This is a genomic window from Chitinophaga eiseniae (genome assembly GCF_012641265.1).
In the GTDB taxonomy this organism is placed as follows: Bacteria; Bacteroidota; Bacteroidia; order Chitinophagales; family Chitinophagaceae; genus Chitinophaga; species Chitinophaga eiseniae_A.
On sequence record NZ_JABAHZ010000005.1, the window covers coordinates 425,930 to 447,313 of the forward strand.

The following is a 21,384-nucleotide window of genomic DNA, read 5'->3' on the forward strand; positions in this document are numbered from 1 at the left end:
TATTACCATGCAATTACTACCTATTACGGGCGATTTTGTACGCGCCCTGGGATGGACGATCCTTCATTCCATGTGGCAGGCATGCCTCATCTATGCCTGCCTGCGGATAGTGTTTAAATTGTGGCCTCAGGCAGGGGCAAAGATCAAGTACAACTTATCGCTGCTGTCGCTCTCGGGCATTTTTACCTGGTTTCTGGCGACCCTGTTCATGCATATTCAACGCATTGCGGAAGCAAGAGAAGCAGCTACGCAAATGGTGGATACAGTATACATCGCAACGCCAAACCCGGCGGTATACCATAGCCAGGAACCGCTGGTATGGCTGTTTCCCAACCTCGAAGGTTATTTTCCCTTCCTTGTTACGCTCTATGTTGCCGGGATCGCTATTATGACCATCAAATTGTTGTCTGACCTATTTCATTTACAGCGCATCCGCACCACTCATATCGAATCGATGGGCAGCGCCTGGGATAAACACCTGGACAAACTTGCCGCCCGGTTACAGATTCCCCGCAAGGTGAAAGTGCTGATTTCTCAGCATGTACAGGTGCCGGTAATGCTCGGCTTTTTAAAACCACTCATCCTCCTGCCTATAGCGATGGTGAATAACCTAAGTGAAGAACAGCTGGAAGCGGTGTTGCTACACGAGCTCGCTCATATCAAACGTAATGATTATCTGTTGAATATCTTCCAATCAATAGTTGAAACCATCCTCTTCTTCAATCCCTTTGTATGGCTGATTTCTAAAGCCATCCGCATTGAAAGAGAACACTGCTGCGATGACCTCGTTATTGCCAGTACCGTTCAACCGTTGCAATATGCTCATGCCCTCGTAGCCCTGGAAGAATACCGGTTAACCGCCAACCGGCTTACTATGGCTGCGGCAAACAGCAAACAACATCTGTTTCACCGCATTAAACGCATCATGGAAATGAAGACAAAAAATCTTAATTATAGCCAAAAATTTCTTGCTGTCTTAATCATTGCTACTGGCCTCGTATCCATTGCATGGTTCAATCCCGCTAAAGGAAAAGAACATAAAACAGCTACACATCCTGCAGATACTACCGTTCCCAAAAGCAATGCTGCGCGGGAAACAGGTAAATCCACGTCAGGTACTACCAATACTTTCCGTCAACAAATGGATGTAGCCAGTCCTGCACCAGCCACTAATGCTGTAGAGATGAAGGATGTTGTGTTGCCTGAACCAGCCAGTCCCATGGGCCCTTTAGCCCCTCTGCAAACAGGACTTTCTCCATTGCCCAGTCCAATGACCAGCCAGGCTCACGATCAGTCAATGGACATCCGAATAGAAGATTTGAAAATGGATGACTTGAAAGACGTGAAAATACAAGACCTGAAAATAGATGATATCGTTAATCAAAACGTTGCCGCCAACGTTAACGTCAATACCAAAAACCACCTCTCCACCCGTAACCACGTCTTTTACAACGATACCACTGTAGACCGGGAAGAAATACGCAAACAGATAGTAGCTGCCCAGAAAAGCGTCGATGCCGCTATGAAGCAGCTGAAAAATGTGGATATGAAAAAAGTACAGGAAGATATCCGCAATGCTACCCAAAATATCAATATGGCCAACCTGTCTGCCGAAGTAAAGAAGGCACAAGCAGAAAGCATGGCCGCCCTGAAAGACATTGACTGGGACAAGCTCACCAACGCTCAACAGGAAGCCGCCAAGGCGCTGAAAAATATTGATTTCGATGCTATTAACCGCGATGTCAACCGGAGCCTCAACAATGCTTTCAGGAGCATACAGACTGATAAATTCCACTTCGATACCACCATCGATAAGGAGGAAGTTCGCAGGCAACGCGAGGAAGGTCTGGCCAATGCTGCCAGAACCAGGGAAGCAGCCCGCAGAACACGGGAAGGCATCGGTCGCACCAGGGAAGGCGCTCAGCACAACGCAGAAGCCGCCCAAAGGGAAAAAGAAGCAAAGATGAGGGATGTACAGGCAAGAATCAGGGAAAAAGAAGCAAGAAACAGGGAAATACAAGCCAAAAAAAGAAATAAGGACGCCGCGCAACGTGAACAGGACGCCCAGAAAAGAGCTGCCGAAGCTGAACAGCGCGAAAAAGACGCAAAAAACAGGGATATACAAGCGGAGAAAAGGAACAAAGAGGCAGCACAACGCGAGCTAGACGCTCAGAAAAGAGCCGCCGAAGCCGACCAACGCGCTAAAGATGCAGAGAAACGCTCCCAGGAAGCTGCAGAAAGGGCCAAACAGGCAGAAAAAAGATCAGCAGAAGCCACCGAAAGAGCTAAAAAAAACCAGGAAATGATTGAAATGATGGCAGCCGACAAGCTAATCGATCCATCAAAAAAATATACCATAGAAAAAAATAGTCAGGGCCTGTTCATTAACGGGGTTAAGCAACCAGAAAGCGTTTACTCCAAATATGAACAATATCTCCAGGGCGGCCGGCATGTGACAATACAAAAATCATAATGCTCCCCTAAAAAGCCGACTACTGCCATTCTATTGCGGATAAAACAGGTACCATTACCGTTCATACGGTAATGGTATTTTTTTTCAAGTGGGTTCGCTTACCTTTAGAGATATAACTTAATGAAATAGTTTATGAAAGCGTTTTGTATTACACTTGCCATGCTTGCCGCCACCGCAGTCAATGCACAGGAAAAGGGCATGGTGATTAAGAACCTTGAAACAGGCAGGATCAACGCTGCCACTCCCGTGAAAAACCAGGGCATGACAGGCACCTGCTGGGACTTCTCCTCCACTTCCATGATAGAATCGGAAAGTTTGCGTAAAGGATTACCCGAGCTTGATCTGTCTGAAATGTTTACCGCCCGTAACGTTTATATAGAAAAAGCCAAGAACTATGTACGGCGCCAGGGCTTTGCCCGCTTCGACGAAGGAGGATTGGCGCATGACGTCATTCGCTCTATTGCAGCTTATGGCATAGAGCCGGAAAGCGTTTACAGCGGCTTAAAAAATAATGCCACCATACACGACCACGGTCAAATGGTGATAGCTATGAAAAAATACCTGGATAGTATCATTAAAGTATCCCCCGTTCCTGATAATTGGGTAAGCGAATTTACCGGTATCCTCGATACTTACATGGGTAAGCCTCCTGCTACCTTTGAATACAATGGAAAAACCTATACACCGCAAAGCTTTGCCAAAGAAGTGGTACAGTTTAACGAAGACGACTATATTTTCCTGACCTCCTTTACTCATCATCCTTTTTATAAGTCTTTTATTATAGAGGTGCCGGATAATTTCTCTAATGGTGCTTACTTCAATGTACCGTTGAAAGAGCTCACCAGCATTACTGAAACCGCTCTACAAAAAGGCTATACTGTATTATGGGATGCAGACGTAAGCAATAAAGGATTTGCCGGCAGCCGCGGTTATGCACTGCTTACTTCCACTAATGTTCCCCTGCCCAAGGATAGCATAGACCCTGAAATGCAGGAACCCAGCTATACACAGGATTCACGTCAACAACTATACGAAGAATTGATTACACAAGATGACCACCTGATGCATATCACCGGTATAGAAAAAACGCCTAAAGGCAAAACTTTTTTCCTGGTGAAAAATTCCTGGGGTAAGAATGCCAGCCCATTTGGTGGCTACCTGAATGTTTCTGAAGCTTATTTTGCAATAAACACCATTACCATTGTAGTACCTAAAGCTGCACTGGACAAGTCTTTACAAAAGAAATATACCAGTCTCAACTAACGCTATCATATGACAAAAGTGCAAAGAAATTTATACGGTGGTATTCAGTTGCGATGCTCCGTAAATTTCTTTGCACCTCTTGTCAACCCGTCACGGTTAACTTTTTTCACTACAATTGATGATGGCATAGGTAACTGAACACCTGCTGTTACCGTACCGGGAGGATTTATGAATAAAGGATAGTAAACCCTTTGATATGTTGTACTTCACCTGTGGTAATGTCTAATTCTTTCACCGCCGCCATCGCCGGACCTGACTTACACCAGTCGATAAAAGCCTCCATTACATCTTCCGGCGCCTCTGCCAGGATCCACACGTTTCCATCCAACAGATTTTTTACCTGCCCCTGTACATTCATCGAATCCGCTACGCGTTTAGCATTAGCTCTGAATCCTACCCCCTGCACACGACCTTTCACAATAATTTCCTTGTGTACCATTGTTCCTGTTGCCATAAATATTTATAAAATTAGCTAGTATTGGCTTGATGTTGAATATGTTATATAACAACAATCGCTACATAAATAGCTGTTTTAAAAGCCAATTTTCCGGCAAAGATACAAACAACCCAAAGTTTATTCCAAAAGCTGAAGAGGGATTGAACATTAACAAGGCATTTAACGAACAATTTATCCGAATGAACAAATAGCCTACTGATCTATTCAGGATCTATTTATATCAAAATATCTGAACCAGGCATTACCAGACAGCAGATACGAAGCACCGCAGGAAACCGGGGGAACAACGGATCTAATAACATGTTGCATGCTTCGCTTCCATCAGCAGACAGCAGCTTAAGACTGCAACAGCAACAGTATGAAAGGTGGCTAACTTGAGGGAATCAAACACTGATGAAAATTGATATAGGGGTAATATAGGGGTAAACAAATTATTACATCCGCTTACTATATCCGTCCAATTTCATCCATGCTGCGGATCTGCTATCCGCTAATGCCCTGGTCAGATAATCATGAGCTGACTATGCAGCATAATTAAACAATGAACTAACCATATGTTCAATATCTCCAAATACAAAATCTCTTACACGTTCATATTTACCACCGCTTGCAGGACGTTTCAGCAAACTGAAGCAATGACAATTGAAACTGCGCACAAATACCTGCTGGGCCAGCGATGGCATAATCATATTTACCTCCGCATCATGTAATCCCCGGGCCAGCATAATATGCGGACGGAAAGACTGCGGCTTCAGCTCGAAAGCCTGCATAATGCTCCGGTGCAATTCCACCAGCGGTTTGGGGTTAGCCACATTAATGAAAACACTATTGTTGCCATCAGCATGACGGTAGGCATCCATCTTGGCCGTATATACCGCAAACCCCGATTGCTTACGTGCTACCCCTTCCAGCATCATCACAAAGTCTTCCTGGAAACGCTCAGGAAAAGCAGACCTGAACAACGCCACATGAACCGGCGCACCAGACATCCCCGGATCACCCAACTCCGCTGCTACAAACTGACGAACCCGGGTCACATCCTTAGCGACCGAAGCATCCGGATTCACCACCAACAAATAATCAAATAACTCTTCCGAAATCTCATAATTCGTATTCATAACCTGATATTTTAATTCTCCCTGTTAGAATGACAATACGAATATACAACCTTTTTTCGGAAATGCTAATTTTTTTAGCATTTTTTACTAAAAAAATACGCAGCTTTACTAACTGCGTATTGCTCAATTATTTACTTATGACAGCTTTTCTATAATAGCCACAAAATCTGCTGCTATCAAAGAAGCGCCACCAATGAGGCCTCCATCTACATCGGCTTCGGCAAACAGCTCTGCTGCATTTCCTGGCTTAGCGCTGCCTCCGTACAAAATAGTCGTATGCAATGCTGCCTCCCGGCCAAATTTATTAGCAATCTGTGACCGGATAAAAGCATGCATATCCTGCGCCTGCGCCGCACTGGCGGTTAAACCTGTACCAATCGCCCAGATAGGCTCATATGCAATCACTACCTGCTTCAACTGCTCTACGGTCAGATGAAACAAACTTTCCTCCAGCTGCTTCGCTACAAAAGCATTCTGTGTTGCTGCCTGCCGTATTTCCAGCGGCTCGCCACAACAGAAAATAGGCTTTAATCCATTCGCCAGTGCCTGGTCAATCTTCTTTGCCAGCATCGCATTGCCCTCCTGGAAATATTCCCTTCTCTCGGAGTGACCCAGGATCACGTAATCCACGCCAATTGATTGCAGCATCTCGGCAGATACTTCACCGGTATAAGCACCGGATTTTTCACTGTAACAGTTCTGCGCCGCCACGTAAAAACCAGGATAGTTCTTCAGCAAAGACTTCGCCTTCTGCAGATAAGGAAACGGCGTAGCTACTACTACTTCCTGCCCTTCTTTCAACCGGAGCCCAGCCTGCAGAATGTCGTTGATCAACTGCTCGCCCTGCGCCAGCGTAAGATTCATTTTCCAGTTACCTGCAACAATTTTTTTTCTCATAAATACTGTGATATTAAGTTTTAAGGTCTTTCTGATAAATTAATTCATATACCGCCTCCAATACACTACTATCTTTTGCTGTTAGCGTCTGTCCTTTCAAAGCCATCCATTTACCGGCGTCTTTAAGCGCCTCCGGCAAACGATACTGCCCTTCATCCCCCCAACTGAAAGAAGGCACAAATTTGGCCGGGAAATGCCCCCCAAATACATTGCAGGACACTCCAATCACGGTACCGGTATTCAGCATGGTATTAATGCCACAGCGGCTATAATCTCCCATCAATACACCACATTTGGTACCCGCTGCCATAGGCCGTCCCAGACCCTCCATCCAAACATTCACAGCCGATACATTATTCTTCAGGTTGGAACACGATGTATTGGCGCCCAGGTTACACCATTCCCCAATCACTGCATCTCCCAGGTAACCATCATGCCCTTTATTGGAATAACCAAAGAACACACTATTTTTAATCTCCCCTCCGCCAGTACAATAAGGCCCCAGTGTGGTAGCCCCATACACCTTCGTTCCCATCTTCAATACCGCCCCCTCATTCATCGCCAAAGCCCCCCTGATCAAACACCCCTCCATCACCTGCGCATCCTTCCCGATATATATCGGCCCCGTAGCCGCATTCAGCACACTACATTCTACTGTAGCCCCGGGCTCCAGGAAAATGTCTGCAGGATGTATGATCTGATTGGTGGATGATATGGGAGCAGAGGTTCTGCCCGCCGTTAGCAGCTTAAAATCTGCCCTGATTGCTTTGTCGTTGAGCGCAAAGATATCCCAAGGCTTATAAATTCCCAGTACTTCCCCTGGATAATTTTTACGATGACCATTGGCCAATGCCGGTACCTCCGCTCCCAATACCGCTTTCGCCAGCAAATGGTTGTCTTTATACAATTCCTGCTCCGGCTCCAATGCCTGGATCGCTGCCAGTAAATCAGCGTCCGGCAACAGGTGCCCACAGATTAAAATATCAATAGTATCGGGTAACTTATGCTGCAAGGGAAACTTATCCTGCAGGTGCGGTACGGTAAAATGGCTCACTCCTGTACCCAGCCAACGCTCCCATTTTTCCTGTATGGTAAGTATTCCTACTCTGCAGGTGGCAACGGGTCTTGTATGTGTAAAGGGGAATAACAGTTCACGTACGGGCGTGTCAATAAGAATGTAATTACGCTCCATAGGGAACTAAAATAAAAAATCCCATCGATAAGCCGATGGGATTTTCCTAAAAAATATTTTACTTAGCAACTAAGCTTTCTTAGCGTAACGTTTGTTGAATTTATCAATACGTCCTGCGGTATCCACCAATACGTTCTTACCAGTATAGAAAGGGTGAGAAGTATTGGAAATTTCCAACTTAATCAACGGATATTCGTTACCATCTTCCCACTTTGCAGTTTCTTTGGAAGGCGCGGTAGAACGGCTTAAAAAGCTATCTCCGTTTGACATATCTTTAAATATCACAAATCTGTAACTTTCTGGATGGATTCCCTGTTTCATATCAAAATTATTGTAAATACAGGGTGCAAAGTTAACTAAATTTCTTTAACACCCAAAGATTATTATTAAAAAATCAGGATTTCATATTTATATACTGCAACGGAATACCCAGGTTGGCTTCCCGGCACTTTTGTATAACATCCTGTAAATCATCTATTTTCTTAGCTGTTACCCGTACAATATCATCCATAATGGCGGCCTGTACTTTCAAGCCAGAATCTTTAATCAGCTTCACAATCTTCTTGGCATCCTCCTGTTTGATCCCATTACGTACCATCACATCTTTCTTAAATACCTTCCCGCTCTGGTATGGCTCCTTACTCAGGTCATAAATACTAGCATCCAACCCCTGGCGCATAGTGCGGCTAACCAACACATCCAGTAACTGCCCCAGCTTCATATCACTCTCTACCTCTATATTGAGCGTCAGTTCTTTCTTATTCAATTCTATCTCCACATGTGATCCTTTGAAATCATATCGGTTCGTGATCTCTTTCTTCACCGTGTTAATAGCGTTATCCAGGGTCTGTAAATCTACTTTGCTGACAATATCAAAGGACGGCATAACTATAAATTTTATATTCGAACAGCAAATATAAAAAAGAAAAGGCAGGTAGAGAACTACCGGCCCGATATATACTCTAAATCTAACTTGTTATTAAATCTTACTGATATTACCCATACCGGATATCGATTTGGTAACGGAAGGATCTCCTTTATAGTGTACCTTCCCCATACCGGAAATGCCTACATCCAGCTTTTTCTGAACAAACACTTCCGCTTTCCCGGTACCGGAAATATCAACCTGCGCATCATCAGTTGCCAGGTCCAATGCCCTGATATCGGCCGCACCGGATATCCCATACTCAGCACGCTGAGAAGTACCGCTCAGCTTAATTTTACTGGCGCCGGATAGCCCCACCTTCAGCTTACGGGCATTGATATCCAGTTTGGCATCCGCCGCCCCGCTGAATCTCAGCTCCAGTAAATCGCTGTTCAGCGTACCCTTGCTGATAAATCCGCTGGCTCCACTGGCCGATAAAATGCCCACCTTTTCTAAGGTCACATATACTGTAATATCTTTGGTCGGTTGAATATTATAGCCCTTTTTGGTATAAATCTGCAACTCCCCACCCGATATCTCTGTCTGGATATAAGGCAACAGGTTCTCTTCCGCAGCTATACGAACACTGTGGCCACTGCCCTGTTGTATAATCACTTTATAGGCACCCGAGGTACTGATATCTTTAAATGGAGCTGCGTTCCTGGATTCCTCCTTTACCTCACCATTCCCCCTGATCCGTTCATTCCGGTTACAGGAAAAGGAAACAAGTAAAGTAGCGGTCAACAACAATGGTAATGCAAAGAGGAAATAATTGGCAAAACGTTTCATAGTGTAACTCTTTTATCAGGTTTTAGAATGGCGTTATAACAGGTTAGTAAGTATCTAATTTAGCATCTGAGTTGGTGCCCCGTATTTTTATATAGGGAGATGATTCATTGGCCCCCCCTGCTTGCGCAGCGTAATCATGGTTCGCGTTTTTCTTGTTGGAAACAACATTCTTCAGTTCAAATCCGTCCACTTTTATATTGCCATACACCATGTTGGCAACGATAGAGAGCGGCTGGCGACGGGAAAAAGTCATCTTGATATCAGAATAGGTAAGCTGGAAATCGCCTGATTTAAAACCAGTGCCTACCTTGCCTACTTTCACATCCCCATAGGTCATGTTCATATTAATAGCCTGTTGCAGTTCCTCCATACGTACATCGGAATAGGTGCATCTGCCGCTTGCCTGCTCTACATGATCTATCTTATAATTATCATAGTTGGCGGAGATCTTCAATTCACCAACCCTGTCCACGGCATACTCACTGTAGTTGGAGCTGGTACTCAGGCTACCGAGCTGGTCGGCACGCACATTGGAATAGCTTCCTCTTACCTCTACTTTATCCGCTTTGCCGATTTTGCCTTTATCACAGTAATTGATCCGGAAACTCAGGTCTTCCGCTTCCCGGATATCAAACGTACAATAGTTCAATTCCATTACCACCGGGAAACTAAACTTATCTGCTATCACATCTCCAAACTGGTTAGCAACCATCAGTTTTCTTAAACTCTCCGGGATATATACATCGTAATCGATATTTACATAATCCTTGGAGTCCATTTTACCCCCCCAGGAAAACCAGCCGGAGCTACTTTTACCAGGGTTGTAGGCAGTACGCATCGATACGCTGCTGTTACTCTGATCGGCGTCAATATCTACCATTTCTGCAATGGAACGCGCCTGTTCATCGTTCTTTCCAAAGCCCGTAATGGTAATAGTAGCTTTGATTTCGTTCTTGTTCCAGGCGTGAAAAATAATCTTACCGTATTTATTGGAAAGATTTAATGCCGCATTATCACCAACCGGAAACGTTTTCACAATTGTTTTCTTGTACACCGTAGATCCGTTGTGAGCTTGCGCCAGTAGCGGCAGTAGCAGAAATAATAAGCATCTAAATCTCAACTTCATATTGTTTTTTTGTATGACCGGGAACTGCATGTCTATCTTGCAGTTCTTCCAATATTTTGTCCAGGAGATCCAGCTTCAGCTGGTAATATCGTATGAGTGCGGCACGGATTCTTTCATTGCCCGGGTTATTTTTTAACTCTTTCTCCAGTGCTTTATAGGTATCATTACGCAATTGCAGTTCCTGCCGGGCGGCACTGTCCAGTCCCAGTTCATTGGCAGGGTAAGCATCTATTAATTGTAGTTTGGCGTTTATCCGTGTGGTATAGTAAGCCCGGGCTTCCTGCAAATCAGGCGATATAGCCGAAAGCTCCTGCTGCTGGTGCCGTTTATGCCCGGTAAAATAGAATATAGCGGCAGCATTAATCATCAACACGGCTATCACTGCGGCTTTAAACCAGTTTTTCCGTAAAAGCTGTACTACCCTCCCCTGGCGCTGTTCCGTAAGATCTTTTTCCAATGCAGCCCAAACCCGTGGCGATGGCCCCGGTCCCTCAAATTCATCCCGGTGCTGCTGGATAAAACTTTCAAAATTGTCTGGCATCAACGAGTTACATTTTGCTGTTTTACAATCTGTCTTACCTTCTCCTTTGCACGCATGTACTGCGTTTTAACGGTCGACTCCGTGATACCCAGCATTTCTGCTATCTCCCGGTGTGAATACGATTCAAAAAGATAAAGATTCAACACCGTACGGTACCCATGTGGTAAGCCATGGATGGCAGACTTCACAGCGGCAACGGTCCAGCTAAACTGAGCCTCATCAATGCCGTCTTCCGCCATTACTTCCACCTCTTCCACTTCTTCAAAATACACTTTCTTTTTACGCAAGGTATTTAAACAGTGGTTTACCACAATCCGTTTTATCCAGGCACTGATGCTGGCGTCCCGCTCCAGCTTCCCAATATGCTTGTGTACCTGGATAAATGCTTCCTGCAAAGTATCCTCCGCATCGCTCACATTGTTGGTCATACGCAGGCAGATATTATACATAGCAGCTGAATAGGCGTTGTACAATTCATGGAATGCGCGTACATCCCCCTTCTTGCAGCGGTCTATTACATTCTCTGCTATTTGCGTTTGATTCAAGTTAGTGGCTGATGCTTTCATTATAAAGACAGTAATTGTAAAAAAGGTTGCACGGCGGCAATTAGTTTTTTCCCGCTTAATGTGATACGATACCCGTATTCAGTAACTCCAATGCGCCTATCTGATTAATTATTAGACATTTATAAAAAATGGATGAAAGGGGCCGGGGTAAAAAAGTTTTTCAAAATTAGCGGAATCACCTACCCTACGTCATCAAATTATACCAAACCGTCATTTCCTGTGATGAAACCTGTACATCTTCATGTTGGAAAGCGTGAAAGGAAAACGCAGCCAGCTAACTGACTACGTTTTTCCATCCTTATATACCTAAAAAACCATCTTAATTACCTCCTTTTACGCGGCTCTGTTCTGCTTCCAGCCCGGTTTGACGAGTACGGGCTGCTTTTACATTAGTGTTCCCAAAGCGATAGTTGAAGCTTAAACGCACCTGTCGTGAATCCCATCTGCTGGCAATCGCAGTATATCTGCCTGCATTGCTAAAATCGCCCCGGAAGTAGTTGGTCCTGAAAATATCACTCACATTCAGTTTCACCGATCCTTTGTTGTTCAATACTTTCATAGAGGCGCCCAGGTCCAGTGAACTCATCGCCTTCATTTTAAATAACCCTTCGTCGGTCACCTGCGGAGATACATAGAAGAAGGTAGCTTCCGCAGCAACTTTTTTAGTGATGGTAAAGGTGTGCTGGGTACGGCCAAAGAAGGCAGCAGAAGCGGTTTTCACGTTATTGTTATTCACAACTGTCTGGAAATTGGAGTAGGAAACAGATAAGGTGGTAAAGCTCGTCCACCATTTAGTAACAGGCATTGGCATAGACACATTCAGGTTGAAATTATCCGATTTTGCTACGTTCATATACTTGTAACGCAGAATGGAACTATCGCCGGTGGACTTATCGACATCTGCTTCCAGCAACCGGGTCATCATGTCTTTCGTATGTGAATAACCAATGGAAGTGATCAGGAATTGTTTAAATGTATGGGTAATTTCAAAGTTGTTGGAGTATTGTGGCTTCAGATAAGGGTTACCAGCTTGTTTGGTATACCTGTCGAGATAAAATTCAAACGGATTAAGATCGTCGTAACTCGGGCGCTGAATGCGACGGCTATACGTTAAACCGAATGTATTGTTCTTATTCATATTATACGTCAATGCCATGCTGGGAAACAGGTTGAAATAGGTAGAATCATTTTTTACCAGCACCGGCTGTTGCGCTTTCTGTGATGCAGAACTACCGGAAATGTGCGTCTGTTCTCCGCGGAGCCCCACCTGCACACCCACCTTTTTAAACTGCCTGTTGTAATTGATGTAAGCGGCATTGATATTTTCTTTATAGATAAAGTGGTTGGTACGGTTTTCATCCAGCATCCAGTTACCCATTCTGAGAGAATCGAAGCGGGCATTATTATCGCTGGTCACAAAACTTACTTTCGCACCAACTTCCAGTTTAGCCTGGTTCTTCAGTGGTTGGGTATAATCTATTTTTGCTGTTTTGATGTCAATTGTAGATGGCTGGTTAGAACGGGAAGTATCGCTGCCCAGCAGTACTTTCTCATTGGTGCCACGTGAAAAGGCGTATAAGTCGGTCAGCTGACGGTTGGTATTCCGGGCATAGTCCAGGTCCACATTCAGTTCCCTGCCGGTAGAATCCAATACACCGCGGTAGTTGATATTATAAGCACCTCTCTTCCATTTCCCGTCATAGTCAGTATTGGTACTCAGGGTAGAATCCACCCGTTGACCGTTACCAATAAGGGTATTGGCATAAGTTGGGAAAAACCGGTGATTTGCGCTCATATCTACCATCACGCCGATAGTATGTCCTTTACTGATAAAGTAATCTGCCCCAATTTTTCCGCCCTGGTAGTTCGATTTTTGCGCCATATTGTTGGACTGATCATATACTTTCGGTTGGCCATTTTCCATATAAGAACGGTAAACAGTAAGTTCCTGCTGGTTTTCCCAATGGCTATAATTATAGGAACCAAATACGTTCACTTTAGCAGTGCGATGGTTCAGATTGAGGCCACCATTATAGCGGGCCCGTTCCCCTTGTATACCGCCCAGATTTACACTACCATTGGTACCGTAACTGGAGTTCTTCTTTAGTTTTATGTTGATGATTCCCGCGTTGCCGGCTGCATCATACCTGGCGGAAGGATTCGCAATCAGCTCAATCTGGTCGAGATTGGCAGCTGGCATGCTTTTGAGCAGCTCGGCAACGTCCTGGGAGGTCATATTGGTTGGTTTGCCATCTATCATAATCACTACGCCTGCCTTACCCTTCATGGAAATATTACCATCTTTGTCGACAGTAATGGTAGGCGACTTCTCCAGTACTTCCATCGCGGAACCGCCGGAAGCGGTAATGCTGTTTTCCACGTTCACTACCATTTTGTCAGCTTTCTGCTCTATAAAAGGCCGGCGGGCGGTTACATCTACTCCTTTTAAAGCTTTGGAAACTGCCTGTAAGGTAACAGCAGGTACACTTACACGGCCGTTTCCTACTTCAAAGGCGCTGCTATAGGCTTTATTCATACCTACTGATACTGCCGCTACCAGGTATTGGCCCTGTTTCACCTGTTCAAATTCATATTTACCATTTATATCTGCAATCGCTCCTTTTACCAGCGATGAATCTTTTGCTTTTAATAAAGTCACTGTAGCAAACTCTACCGGCTTGTTTCCATTTTGGGTGATTTGCCCTCCTACGCCGGGAGCATTTTGGGCAACTGTAGTTAAAGCTGTGGTTAACATACTCATTGATAACGCGAGAGCTTTAAAACCTGGTTTCATATAAGGGTGATTTAGAGTGTTTTAGATGTTGTTTGGTTGGGTAGTTTGTTTCTTTAGAACCTTAGCTAATATACTACAGTGGTTTAACCACTACATTAGATTAACTACTACGATGTAAAAATAGGTATTATGTATTACACAGTACATAGCATTACACAAACGGTTTATAGAAAGGGATGAATGGTAAATGTTGATGGAACGATAAAAAGACGACTGGGAAACGGTTATGTTACAGGAAATTCTTGAAAAACATTGGGATATAAAAAGCTGTAAAAGCGAATAACCCGGGAAACTTTCCCGGGTTATTCACTTTTACAGCTTTATCGTTGTTGATTTTTGACTTTAGTTCAAACGTTCATCTATCATCTTCCGATAGGTAGGTTTACGACGGTGGTGATGATAGTACTGCATAATATATACAAACAATACCATACATAAGGATACCAATACTGTTAATAATATACTCCGTAATCCCGCCAGAAGTTTATCGACAGACAATATACTGGTGCTCACCATCGTAATTTCCGGAGTCCATTGGGCAGCTACGTCTGTCCTGGGATTAAAATCAGTGTAGCTATTTCCCGCGGAAAACCGGGCTGCCGCAGTCACCAGCTCCATCTGTTTCCGCAAACGAGCCATATCTGTGGGTTTGCCAACAGCAGTAAAACATAATGCCCCACTTCTGCTCAGAAACCGGACCTCATAATTAAGTATAGCAGGTCGTTTGTCGGCAAAATGCAATACCCTGGCCCAGTGAAGGGAATGATTCTTTTTATCAAAATAAGGAGGAAAAGCCCAGTCCATACTGTGGATAGCCCCTTCTCCATGCCGGCTGCGTAACACATTATAGGTTTTCAGCTCCTCCTTCATGGTATATAACAACCGGCTATAATTGATCTTTCCCGCCTCCTGTTCGTCCAGGTGGCCAGAAGGCTCAAACGAAATCACAAATCCGCTGAAATCTTTGTCTGTAGGGGCGGTCTTGGGAGGCAACAGCACCCCCAGCATATTTGGATCCTCCGGATTACCCCATATGTTTTCCACCAATAACCGGCTTTGCCGGGCATCCAGCAAGCGATATCCATCAGGGACACACAAAATAGCGCCCTGACCTAGCTCTTGTTCACCTACCTTATAAGTAAAAGAAGCTGCAATTATTTCCGATGAGTCCAGCTTGTCATATTTACTAAGACTGTCTTCCCTTGATAATCCCAACACCTGGAGGCTTACAGATAAGCAGCAACACATGATGAAGCTGTAATATAACGTACGCATAAAACCATTTAAATAGCCACAGGTTATTTACCAGCTCAACAAACAAGGAGAAACAATAAATATCAGGATAGCAGACAGACCAATATTAGGGATTCTCAGTGCGATTATAACTCTAATGAAAAATTAATGCTTCTCGTAAAGTTGTACAATAACACGTTCAATACATTTATTGATTTTCCAGCTGTAATGTATCCAGGAGTTGCGGTAGTTCACGTTGCAATAATTCGAAAAACTCCCGTTCTTCTTTCCGTATATGTGCTTCCAGGCTCCTGGCCAACGCATCCATAGCGGTGTCCAGGTCAGTGCTATCAGTAAGTGTGCTGTACATCCGGGATATTACCAGGTGCTCTTCCTGTAATTCCTTTATCATGGCGTCAATAGCCACATTTTTCCCCACGCATTTTTCAAAAAGATATTCTTCCTTCTGTATATGAGGTACCATCAGTTCCTGGAATACCTTAACGATATATTCAAATCTGGCTTGGGTTTCCAGGGGAAACCCTTCATAGGGTGCAGCATCTTTTTTCAGATAACGGCATACGAATAAGAGACGCTTGTGTTCGTGCGACAGAGGTAATAGAGAAGAGTGACGTTGCATATATTAATATCAGGAAAGCTTATTGGACGCAGCATTATTTTTACGGTAGATGGTAATCAGTACGATACCACCAATAACCAGGAGCGTAGAAATAATTTCCGCCTGTGTGGGATGATAACCGAAAATATCATAGCGGGTATCTACCCGGATCTTTTCAATAAAGAACCGCTCAATGCCATTTAATATCAGGTATATACCAAACAGCACACCTGGTATTTTTATTTTTTTACGAATGGCCCAAAGCACAAAGAATAAAATCAGGCATCCCAGTATTTCATATAACGGTGTGGGATACACGGCGAGGGGTAGCACTTTACAGTACTGTCCCTCACAACCGGCCAATTGTACACCTTCTTTAATCACGTTATGAGGATAGCCATAGGCAAAAAACCAGTCTGGTAAAAAGCCCAGGGCAGCTGGCTTCTCAAAAGCGGCATGCGGGATTTTATCAATGCTGGGATACTGTTGCTGGAAGAACGCAGCGTTCTTTTGTAGGGCATCGTTGAAATTGGCGGGCGCCATCTTTACGGTATGCCCTGTATTGGTATCAATAGTATAGGCGCTGTTATAAATTCCCCAGTCGCCATCTCCGGAAAAATGACAGCCCATTCTTCCAATCGCATACGCCAGCATCAATGCGGGCGCCGCACTGTCGATCAGGGCACGTATATTTATCTTCCTTTTTTTAGCATAGCTGAGAATTACGATGGTGGCTACAATCAATCCTCCATAAAAGGTTAGTCCACTGAACGATAACAAGGCGCCTACCGGGTCTTGCACGAAGTCGTTCCAGTTTTCGAGATTGTGAAAAATTTTAGCGCCCAGCAAACCGGCAATGGCGGCCATTACAATAATATCCGGCACCCGCTGGTGTGGCATTACCAATACAGTATGCTCTTCCGGCTTGGCTTTCGCCGTTTTCTTTTTGGAATAGTATTTATACCCGCCCATAGCTGCTGCCAGCAATATACCGGCAAACAGGCTCCCCTGGCCGGAAAACACGAAACCTTGTAAGTCCTGGGAAGCAGTGTCCCAATTAAAGAATATACCGAGAATCTTGTATCCTAACAGAAAGCCTACCACGGCATTGCCAATAATCTCCCCCTGGGAAGCCGGTAACCCGGTCACTATCTTTTCGGAGATGCCGGTCAGCATCCCCAGTTGTTCACGGCGTTTTAACTCACGCGTTAAAATATAAGCCCCCGCCAGGAAAGCGATGGCCACAAAAAAACCAAACGTCTGGAAAATCTTTAAAAATGGTAGTTCTAAGCCAAGCAGATCTCTGAACGCGTAATATAAATTAGGATACATAGCCGTAAAAAAATTGGTGATCTGAGTTTTCCTATGAACAAAGCCGAATTTAATCAAAAGGAAAATCAAACCACCAAAGTACGATGCAATTTCGAATTTCTAAGTTGGATTTTAGAAATGTGAATATTTAGCAATACTGTTCGAATGCGTCCAGCAGGTTGGCTGCAATCATTTGTGCAGACCGGCCTTCAATCATATGGCGCTCAATCATGTGCACCAACTCACCATTCTTAAATAAAGCAATCGCTGGAGACGAAGGAGGATAAGGCATCAGGTGGGTACGGATTTGTTTAACCGCCTCACCATCAAAACCGGCAAAACTGGTAGTCAGTCTGTCTGGTTTCTTTTCGCTGTGCGCTACCGCCATCAATACCCCCGGACGGGCAGTACCTGCCGAACAACCACATACGGAATTGATAACCACCAGGGTAGTTCCGTCTTTCTGTAATGTAGTGTCAACACTTTCCGGCGTGAGCATTTCTTCAAAGCCGTTATCTGTCAATTCTGCCTTCATGGGCATTACTAGTTCCGCTGGATACATATAATTAGAGTTTTTTCTGTTTGTATTTTTCACAAAGTTAAATATATACCCGCAGAAAGTAAAAAAATGGATACCCTTATAGACTTTTTGACATAAAAAATACAATACAAACGACATTATGTCGCAATCTGTAACGTTTTTACTAACAAAATAGCAGTTTTCCTGGCATGGTATCCCATTTGATCTGTACCCGGTATCAAAACAAAAAATTGATTTCACTAAAAAAATTTATAGCAACTATGACACACATTAAATTTAACCACAGCCCGCTTCCCAAAACATTTGGTGGATTTGTAGAAGACATTCTCAATGGAGGATTGAATAAATATGTAAAAGACGATTTTCTGACCAACGATTATTTTACCACCCATCCTCCGGTAAACATCGTGGAAACACCGGAAGCTTTCCTGCTTGATGTAGTAGCCCCCGGATTTTCTAAAGAAGATTTTAAGATCAGCGCCGACGATAAAGCGATTACCATCAGTGCAGAAAAGAAGACCGAAGCGAAGAATGAAACCGACAAACAGGTACGCCGGGAATTCAACTTCAAGTCCTTCAAACGCTCCTTCACTATCGGTGAACTGGTAGACGCTGGCAAGATCAATGCAAAATATGACAACGGTATCCTGAAAGTAACCCTTGGCAAAAAGGAAAACAAACAGGACGCTCCTAAAGAAATAGTAGTGGAATAAGGGAAGCAGGTTCCCGCAAGGGAACTTCGTAGCAGTAGGGTTTAAAAGGTTGCTCTGTATAGGGCAACCTTTTTTATTGTCTATCGGAAGCTCATATTACATTTTTCTATTGTGTAGAATTCACACAAACGTTGAATCTCTCCTAGCTGATTAAAGAATAATTTGCCTGCCTAAGCACCTACTAATGGCAAAACGCTTCCGACAAGGCTGGTCATTTATTAAAAATATCTACTTCAACGCAGAAAAGGCAGTAATTGGCAATGTGATCCTTCACACCCCAAATACTTACGAACAGGCAAAGATCAAACTCATCTTTGATTATGCTTTCTTCTACGCCGTACTGCTCTTGTTCATACTGTTTATCAATATGCTCAGTATGAACCGGGTGAATATGATACTCATCCCAATAATGATTGGCATCCTCATAGGCTGCCTGCTCCTGCTCAGGAAGGGCATGGCGGCAAAGAAAGTGGGATTGATGACCTCGATGACCACGCTCATCATTCCCATCATTTCATCTTTCCTCAACAACCAGGACCTGAGCCCCAAGTACACGCTGATATGGATTATGAGTATCCTGCTCTGCTATATTACGGCCAACCTGGTAGCCACACTCGTATGGAGTCTTATTCTCTGCGCCTACCTGGTAACCATCGCCTACGTTAAACTCAATAATATTGCGGTGTATGTAAGCCCGGGCTATTCACCCGCCTTTCAATACCTGGCCAATCCGCTGATTGTGGGCATGTACCTGCTGTTTCTTATCAGGGCGCTCGGACAATACTACCGGAACATCATTTCCCTGGAACAAAAAAGGACAGCAGAACAACAACAACAACACCTCTCCCTGATTAATCAACATTTAACCAAACAGTTTCTGTTGGTAAAAGGGTTTTCCCGCTCAGGCAAATCTGCTTTCCTGAAAGGAGAAACCGAATTCCTGGAAGCTTGTTTTACAGAAATCGAAAAACAATGTGGTACCGCCATTGATTTCCTGAATGAACCCGGAGAAATATAGCCTTACACATCTGTGTTATGCTATGGGAAATGCTATTGAAACCTTTCAATGGATATGGATAAGTAAATATTACCATTTGTCTGATTTTCGCCCAACATGATAATAAATTATTGCTTTAGCAAGTAGTTTGATCAAAAAGAGCTTAGAAAAAATTACAACTTTCGGGGCTTATCAGTGCTAATTGATAGCACTATCTTCGCGCTATCAAATTCATCACCTATTTTCCTTATGCCGGTGAATATTATTTATAACCTATGCCATGATGGGCTTTCAATAAAATGAAGGCCTTTTTTTTATTATACTGAGAGAAAAAAATGGAAAAAAATAAGCCCCCCGAATAATCGGGGGGCTTTCAGCAGGATTACTAACCCATTTTTTTAATAACCCAAAATCTTCAGCATACTCTGAGAAGTTTGTTCTTTCGCATATAACCAATCTTTCAACTGGCCATTTTTATCGTATCCCACAATCACATGCTTAGGAGAAGGAATCAGGCAGTGCTTGATACCACCATAGCCGCTTAATTGGTCCTGGTAAGCGCCTGTATGGAAAAATCCGATATACAGTGGCTCCCCGGATGCCTGTTGCTTAGGCAGGAATACAGCGTTAATATGTTCTTCAGATGTATAAAAATCGTATCCATCACAGGTAAGTCCACCGAGATGTACTTCCTGGTATTCCTGGTCCCATTTATTAATTGGCAACATCAGGAATTTCTCCCCGATACCCCAGGTATCAGGCAATGTAGTAATGAAGGAGCTGTCGATCATGTACCAGGACTCACGGTCGTTCTGCATTTTCTCTCCTACTACACTATAGATAACAGCGCCACTTTCACCTACTGTAAATGAGCCAAACTCTGTGTAAATATTCGGTACAGGTACCTTATTCTTTTTACACATGCTTTTGATATTGGCCACAATCTCGTTTACGATATAATTATAATCATAGTCGAAACCAAGAGAGTGCTTGATGGGAAAACCACCGCCTATATTAATGCTATCCAGCTCAGGACAGATCTTTTTCAGCTGGCAGTAGAGATTCATTACACGGTTAAACTGGCTCCAGTAATAAATGTCATCCTTAATCCCCTTATTCATAAAGAAGTGCAGCATTTTCAGCTCAAACTTCTCATTACCTTTTATTTTATCCACGTAATATTCCAGGATATCACGGGGAGGAATGCCCAGACGGGAAGTATAAAAGTCAAAGCTAGGCTCTTCCTCTGCCGCCACACGTATTCCCAGCTTCACTTTATCTTTATCCTTGATCCGGACGTTTCTCTTATAATCTTCCAGCTCTTCCTTGTTATCCAGGATAGGCAGCACATTCTTGAATCCACTGTTGATCAACCTGGAGATAGCCCGGGTATAGGCCTTGGTCTTAAACCCGTTGCAGATAATGTAAGTATCCTTACTGATCTTCTTACGCTCATACAACTTATTGACAATGTCGATATCGTAGGCAAACGAAGTTTCAATATGAACACCATGTTTCAACGTTTCCTCCATAATGAAGGAGAAATGCGAACTTTTAGTACAATAGCAATAAAAGTATTCTCCATCGTACCTGTTCTTCTTAATGGCGTCCTGGAACATCTTCTTAGCCTTGTTGATCTGCATCCCGATCTTAGGAAGGAAGGTCAACTTAAATGGAGTTCCGTACTTGTCAATCAATGCCTTAATATCCAGACCATTAAATTCCAGGTAGTTGTCTTTTACTTCAAAGCCCTCCTGGGGAAATTCAAAAGTCTGCTTAACCAGGTCTGTGTAGGTGTTGTTCATTTAGTACTGCAAATGAATTTTAGG

20 protein-coding genes are annotated in these 21,384 nt (G+C 43.8%); 4 read left to right on the forward strand and 16 right to left on the reverse strand.

Going from position 1 to position 21,384, the window contains the following annotated elements; genetic code table 11:
• Nucleotides 1–7: 7 nt before the first annotated feature.
• On the forward strand, nt 8–2,473 hold the full coding sequence (locus HGH91_RS21675; RefSeq protein WP_168740888.1) for a M56 family metallopeptidase: 2,466 nt from the start codon (nt 8–10) through the stop codon (nt 2,471–2,473).
• Between the two features lie 132 nt (nt 2,474–2,605).
• Nucleotides 2,606–3,736, forward strand: coding sequence for a C1 family peptidase (locus tag HGH91_RS21680; protein WP_168740889.1), 1,131 nt, complete (start codon nt 2,606–2,608; stop codon nt 3,734–3,736).
• A 166-nt stretch (nt 3,737–3,902) separates the two neighbouring features.
• Here the strand turns inward: HGH91_RS21680 and HGH91_RS21685 are convergent, their stop codons facing one another.
• From HGH91_RS21685 to HGH91_RS21755, 15 genes are all read right to left on the reverse strand, one after another.
• Complete coding sequence (locus HGH91_RS21685; protein ID WP_247651805.1) at nt 3,903–4,190, reverse strand: acylphosphatase; 288 nt, start codon at nt 4,188–4,190, stop codon at nt 3,903–3,905.
• A 524-nt stretch (nt 4,191–4,714) separates the two neighbouring features.
• Nucleotides 4,715–5,311 (reverse strand): 2'-5' RNA ligase family protein, encoded by a 597-nt coding sequence (locus HGH91_RS21690; RefSeq protein WP_168740890.1) that lies wholly within the window; start codon nt 5,309–5,311, stop codon nt 4,715–4,717.
• A 135-nt stretch (nt 5,312–5,446) separates the two neighbouring features.
• Nucleotides 5,447–6,208, reverse strand: a complete 762-nt coding sequence (gene tpiA / locus HGH91_RS21695) for a triose-phosphate isomerase (protein WP_168740891.1) — start codon at nt 6,206–6,208, stop codon at nt 5,447–5,449.
• Nucleotides 6,209–6,221: 13 nt separating this feature from the next.
• Nucleotides 6,222–7,400 carry a putative sugar nucleotidyl transferase gene (locus HGH91_RS21700; protein ID WP_168740892.1) on the reverse strand — a complete coding sequence of 393 codons (1,179 nt, stop codon included), beginning with the start codon at nt 7,398–7,400 and terminating at the stop codon, nt 6,222–6,224.
• A gap of 69 nt (nt 7,401–7,469) precedes the next feature.
• Nucleotides 7,470–7,721 (reverse strand): type B 50S ribosomal protein L31, encoded by a 252-nt coding sequence (locus tag HGH91_RS21705; protein WP_145674946.1) that lies wholly within the window; start codon nt 7,719–7,721, stop codon nt 7,470–7,472.
• A gap of 73 nt (nt 7,722–7,794) precedes the next feature.
• The gene (locus HGH91_RS21710) at nt 7,795–8,286 is read right to left on the reverse strand and encodes a YajQ family cyclic di-GMP-binding protein (protein ID WP_168740893.1); all 492 of its coding nucleotides are present in this window, start codon (nt 8,284–8,286) and stop codon (nt 7,795–7,797) included.
• A 93-nt stretch (nt 8,287–8,379) separates the two neighbouring features.
• Nucleotides 8,380–9,114: a head GIN domain-containing protein gene (locus HGH91_RS21715; RefSeq protein ID WP_168740894.1), complete on the reverse strand. Its 735-nt coding sequence runs from the start codon at nt 9,112–9,114 to the stop codon at nt 8,380–8,382.
• A gap of 43 nt (nt 9,115–9,157) precedes the next feature.
• Nucleotides 9,158–10,240 carry a DUF4097 family beta strand repeat-containing protein gene (locus HGH91_RS21720; protein WP_168740895.1) on the reverse strand — a complete coding sequence of 361 codons (1,083 nt, stop codon included), beginning with the start codon at nt 10,238–10,240 and terminating at the stop codon, nt 9,158–9,160.
• Nucleotides 10,224–10,781 carry a hypothetical protein gene (locus tag HGH91_RS21725; protein ID WP_168740896.1) on the reverse strand — a complete coding sequence of 186 codons (558 nt, stop codon included), beginning with the start codon at nt 10,779–10,781 and terminating at the stop codon, nt 10,224–10,226. The genes HGH91_RS21720 and HGH91_RS21725 overlap by 17 nt, the downstream gene beginning before the upstream one ends.
• Nucleotides 10,781–11,347: an RNA polymerase sigma factor gene (locus HGH91_RS21730; protein WP_168740897.1), complete on the reverse strand. Its 567-nt coding sequence runs from the start codon at nt 11,345–11,347 to the stop codon at nt 10,781–10,783. The genes HGH91_RS21725 and HGH91_RS21730 overlap by 1 nt, the downstream gene beginning before the upstream one ends.
• A 319-nt stretch (nt 11,348–11,666) precedes the next feature.
• Nucleotides 11,667–14,141, reverse strand: coding sequence for an outer membrane beta-barrel family protein (locus HGH91_RS21735; protein WP_168740898.1), 2,475 nt, complete (start codon nt 14,139–14,141; stop codon nt 11,667–11,669).
• 342 nt (nt 14,142–14,483) lie between these two features.
• Nucleotides 14,484–15,416 (reverse strand): DUF2167 domain-containing protein, encoded by a 933-nt coding sequence (locus HGH91_RS21740; RefSeq protein ID WP_168740899.1) that lies wholly within the window; start codon nt 15,414–15,416, stop codon nt 14,484–14,486.
• 166 nt (nt 15,417–15,582) lie between these two features.
• Nucleotides 15,583–16,014: a hemerythrin domain-containing protein gene (locus HGH91_RS21745; protein ID WP_168740900.1), complete on the reverse strand. Its 432-nt coding sequence runs from the start codon at nt 16,012–16,014 to the stop codon at nt 15,583–15,585.
• 9 nt (nt 16,015–16,023) lie between these two features.
• A complete protein-coding gene (locus HGH91_RS21750; RefSeq protein ID WP_168740901.1) occupies nt 16,024–17,325 on the reverse strand; it encodes a prolipoprotein diacylglyceryl transferase in 1,302 nt (433 codons plus the stop codon).
• Nucleotides 17,326–17,452: 127 nt separating this feature from the next.
• Complete coding sequence (locus HGH91_RS21755) at nt 17,453–17,866, reverse strand: BrxA/BrxB family bacilliredoxin (RefSeq protein WP_168740902.1); 414 nt, start codon at nt 17,864–17,866, stop codon at nt 17,453–17,455.
• A 239-nt stretch (nt 17,867–18,105) separates the two neighbouring features.
• On the opposite strand from HGH91_RS21755, the gene HGH91_RS21760 reads away from it, so the two are divergent.
• Complete coding sequence (locus HGH91_RS21760) at nt 18,106–18,558, forward strand: Hsp20/alpha crystallin family protein (protein ID WP_168740903.1); 453 nt, start codon at nt 18,106–18,108, stop codon at nt 18,556–18,558.
• Nucleotides 18,559–18,742: 184 nt separating this feature from the next.
• A complete protein-coding gene (locus HGH91_RS21765) occupies nt 18,743–19,576 on the forward strand; it encodes a hypothetical protein (RefSeq protein ID WP_168740904.1) in 834 nt (277 codons plus the stop codon).
• A 377-nt stretch (nt 19,577–19,953) separates the two neighbouring features.
• Here the strand turns inward: HGH91_RS21765 and HGH91_RS21770 are convergent, their stop codons facing one another.
• Nucleotides 19,954–21,360: an arginine decarboxylase gene (locus HGH91_RS21770; protein WP_145674920.1), complete on the reverse strand. Its 1,407-nt coding sequence runs from the start codon at nt 21,358–21,360 to the stop codon at nt 19,954–19,956.
• Between the last annotated feature and the right edge of the window lie 24 nt (nt 21,361–21,384).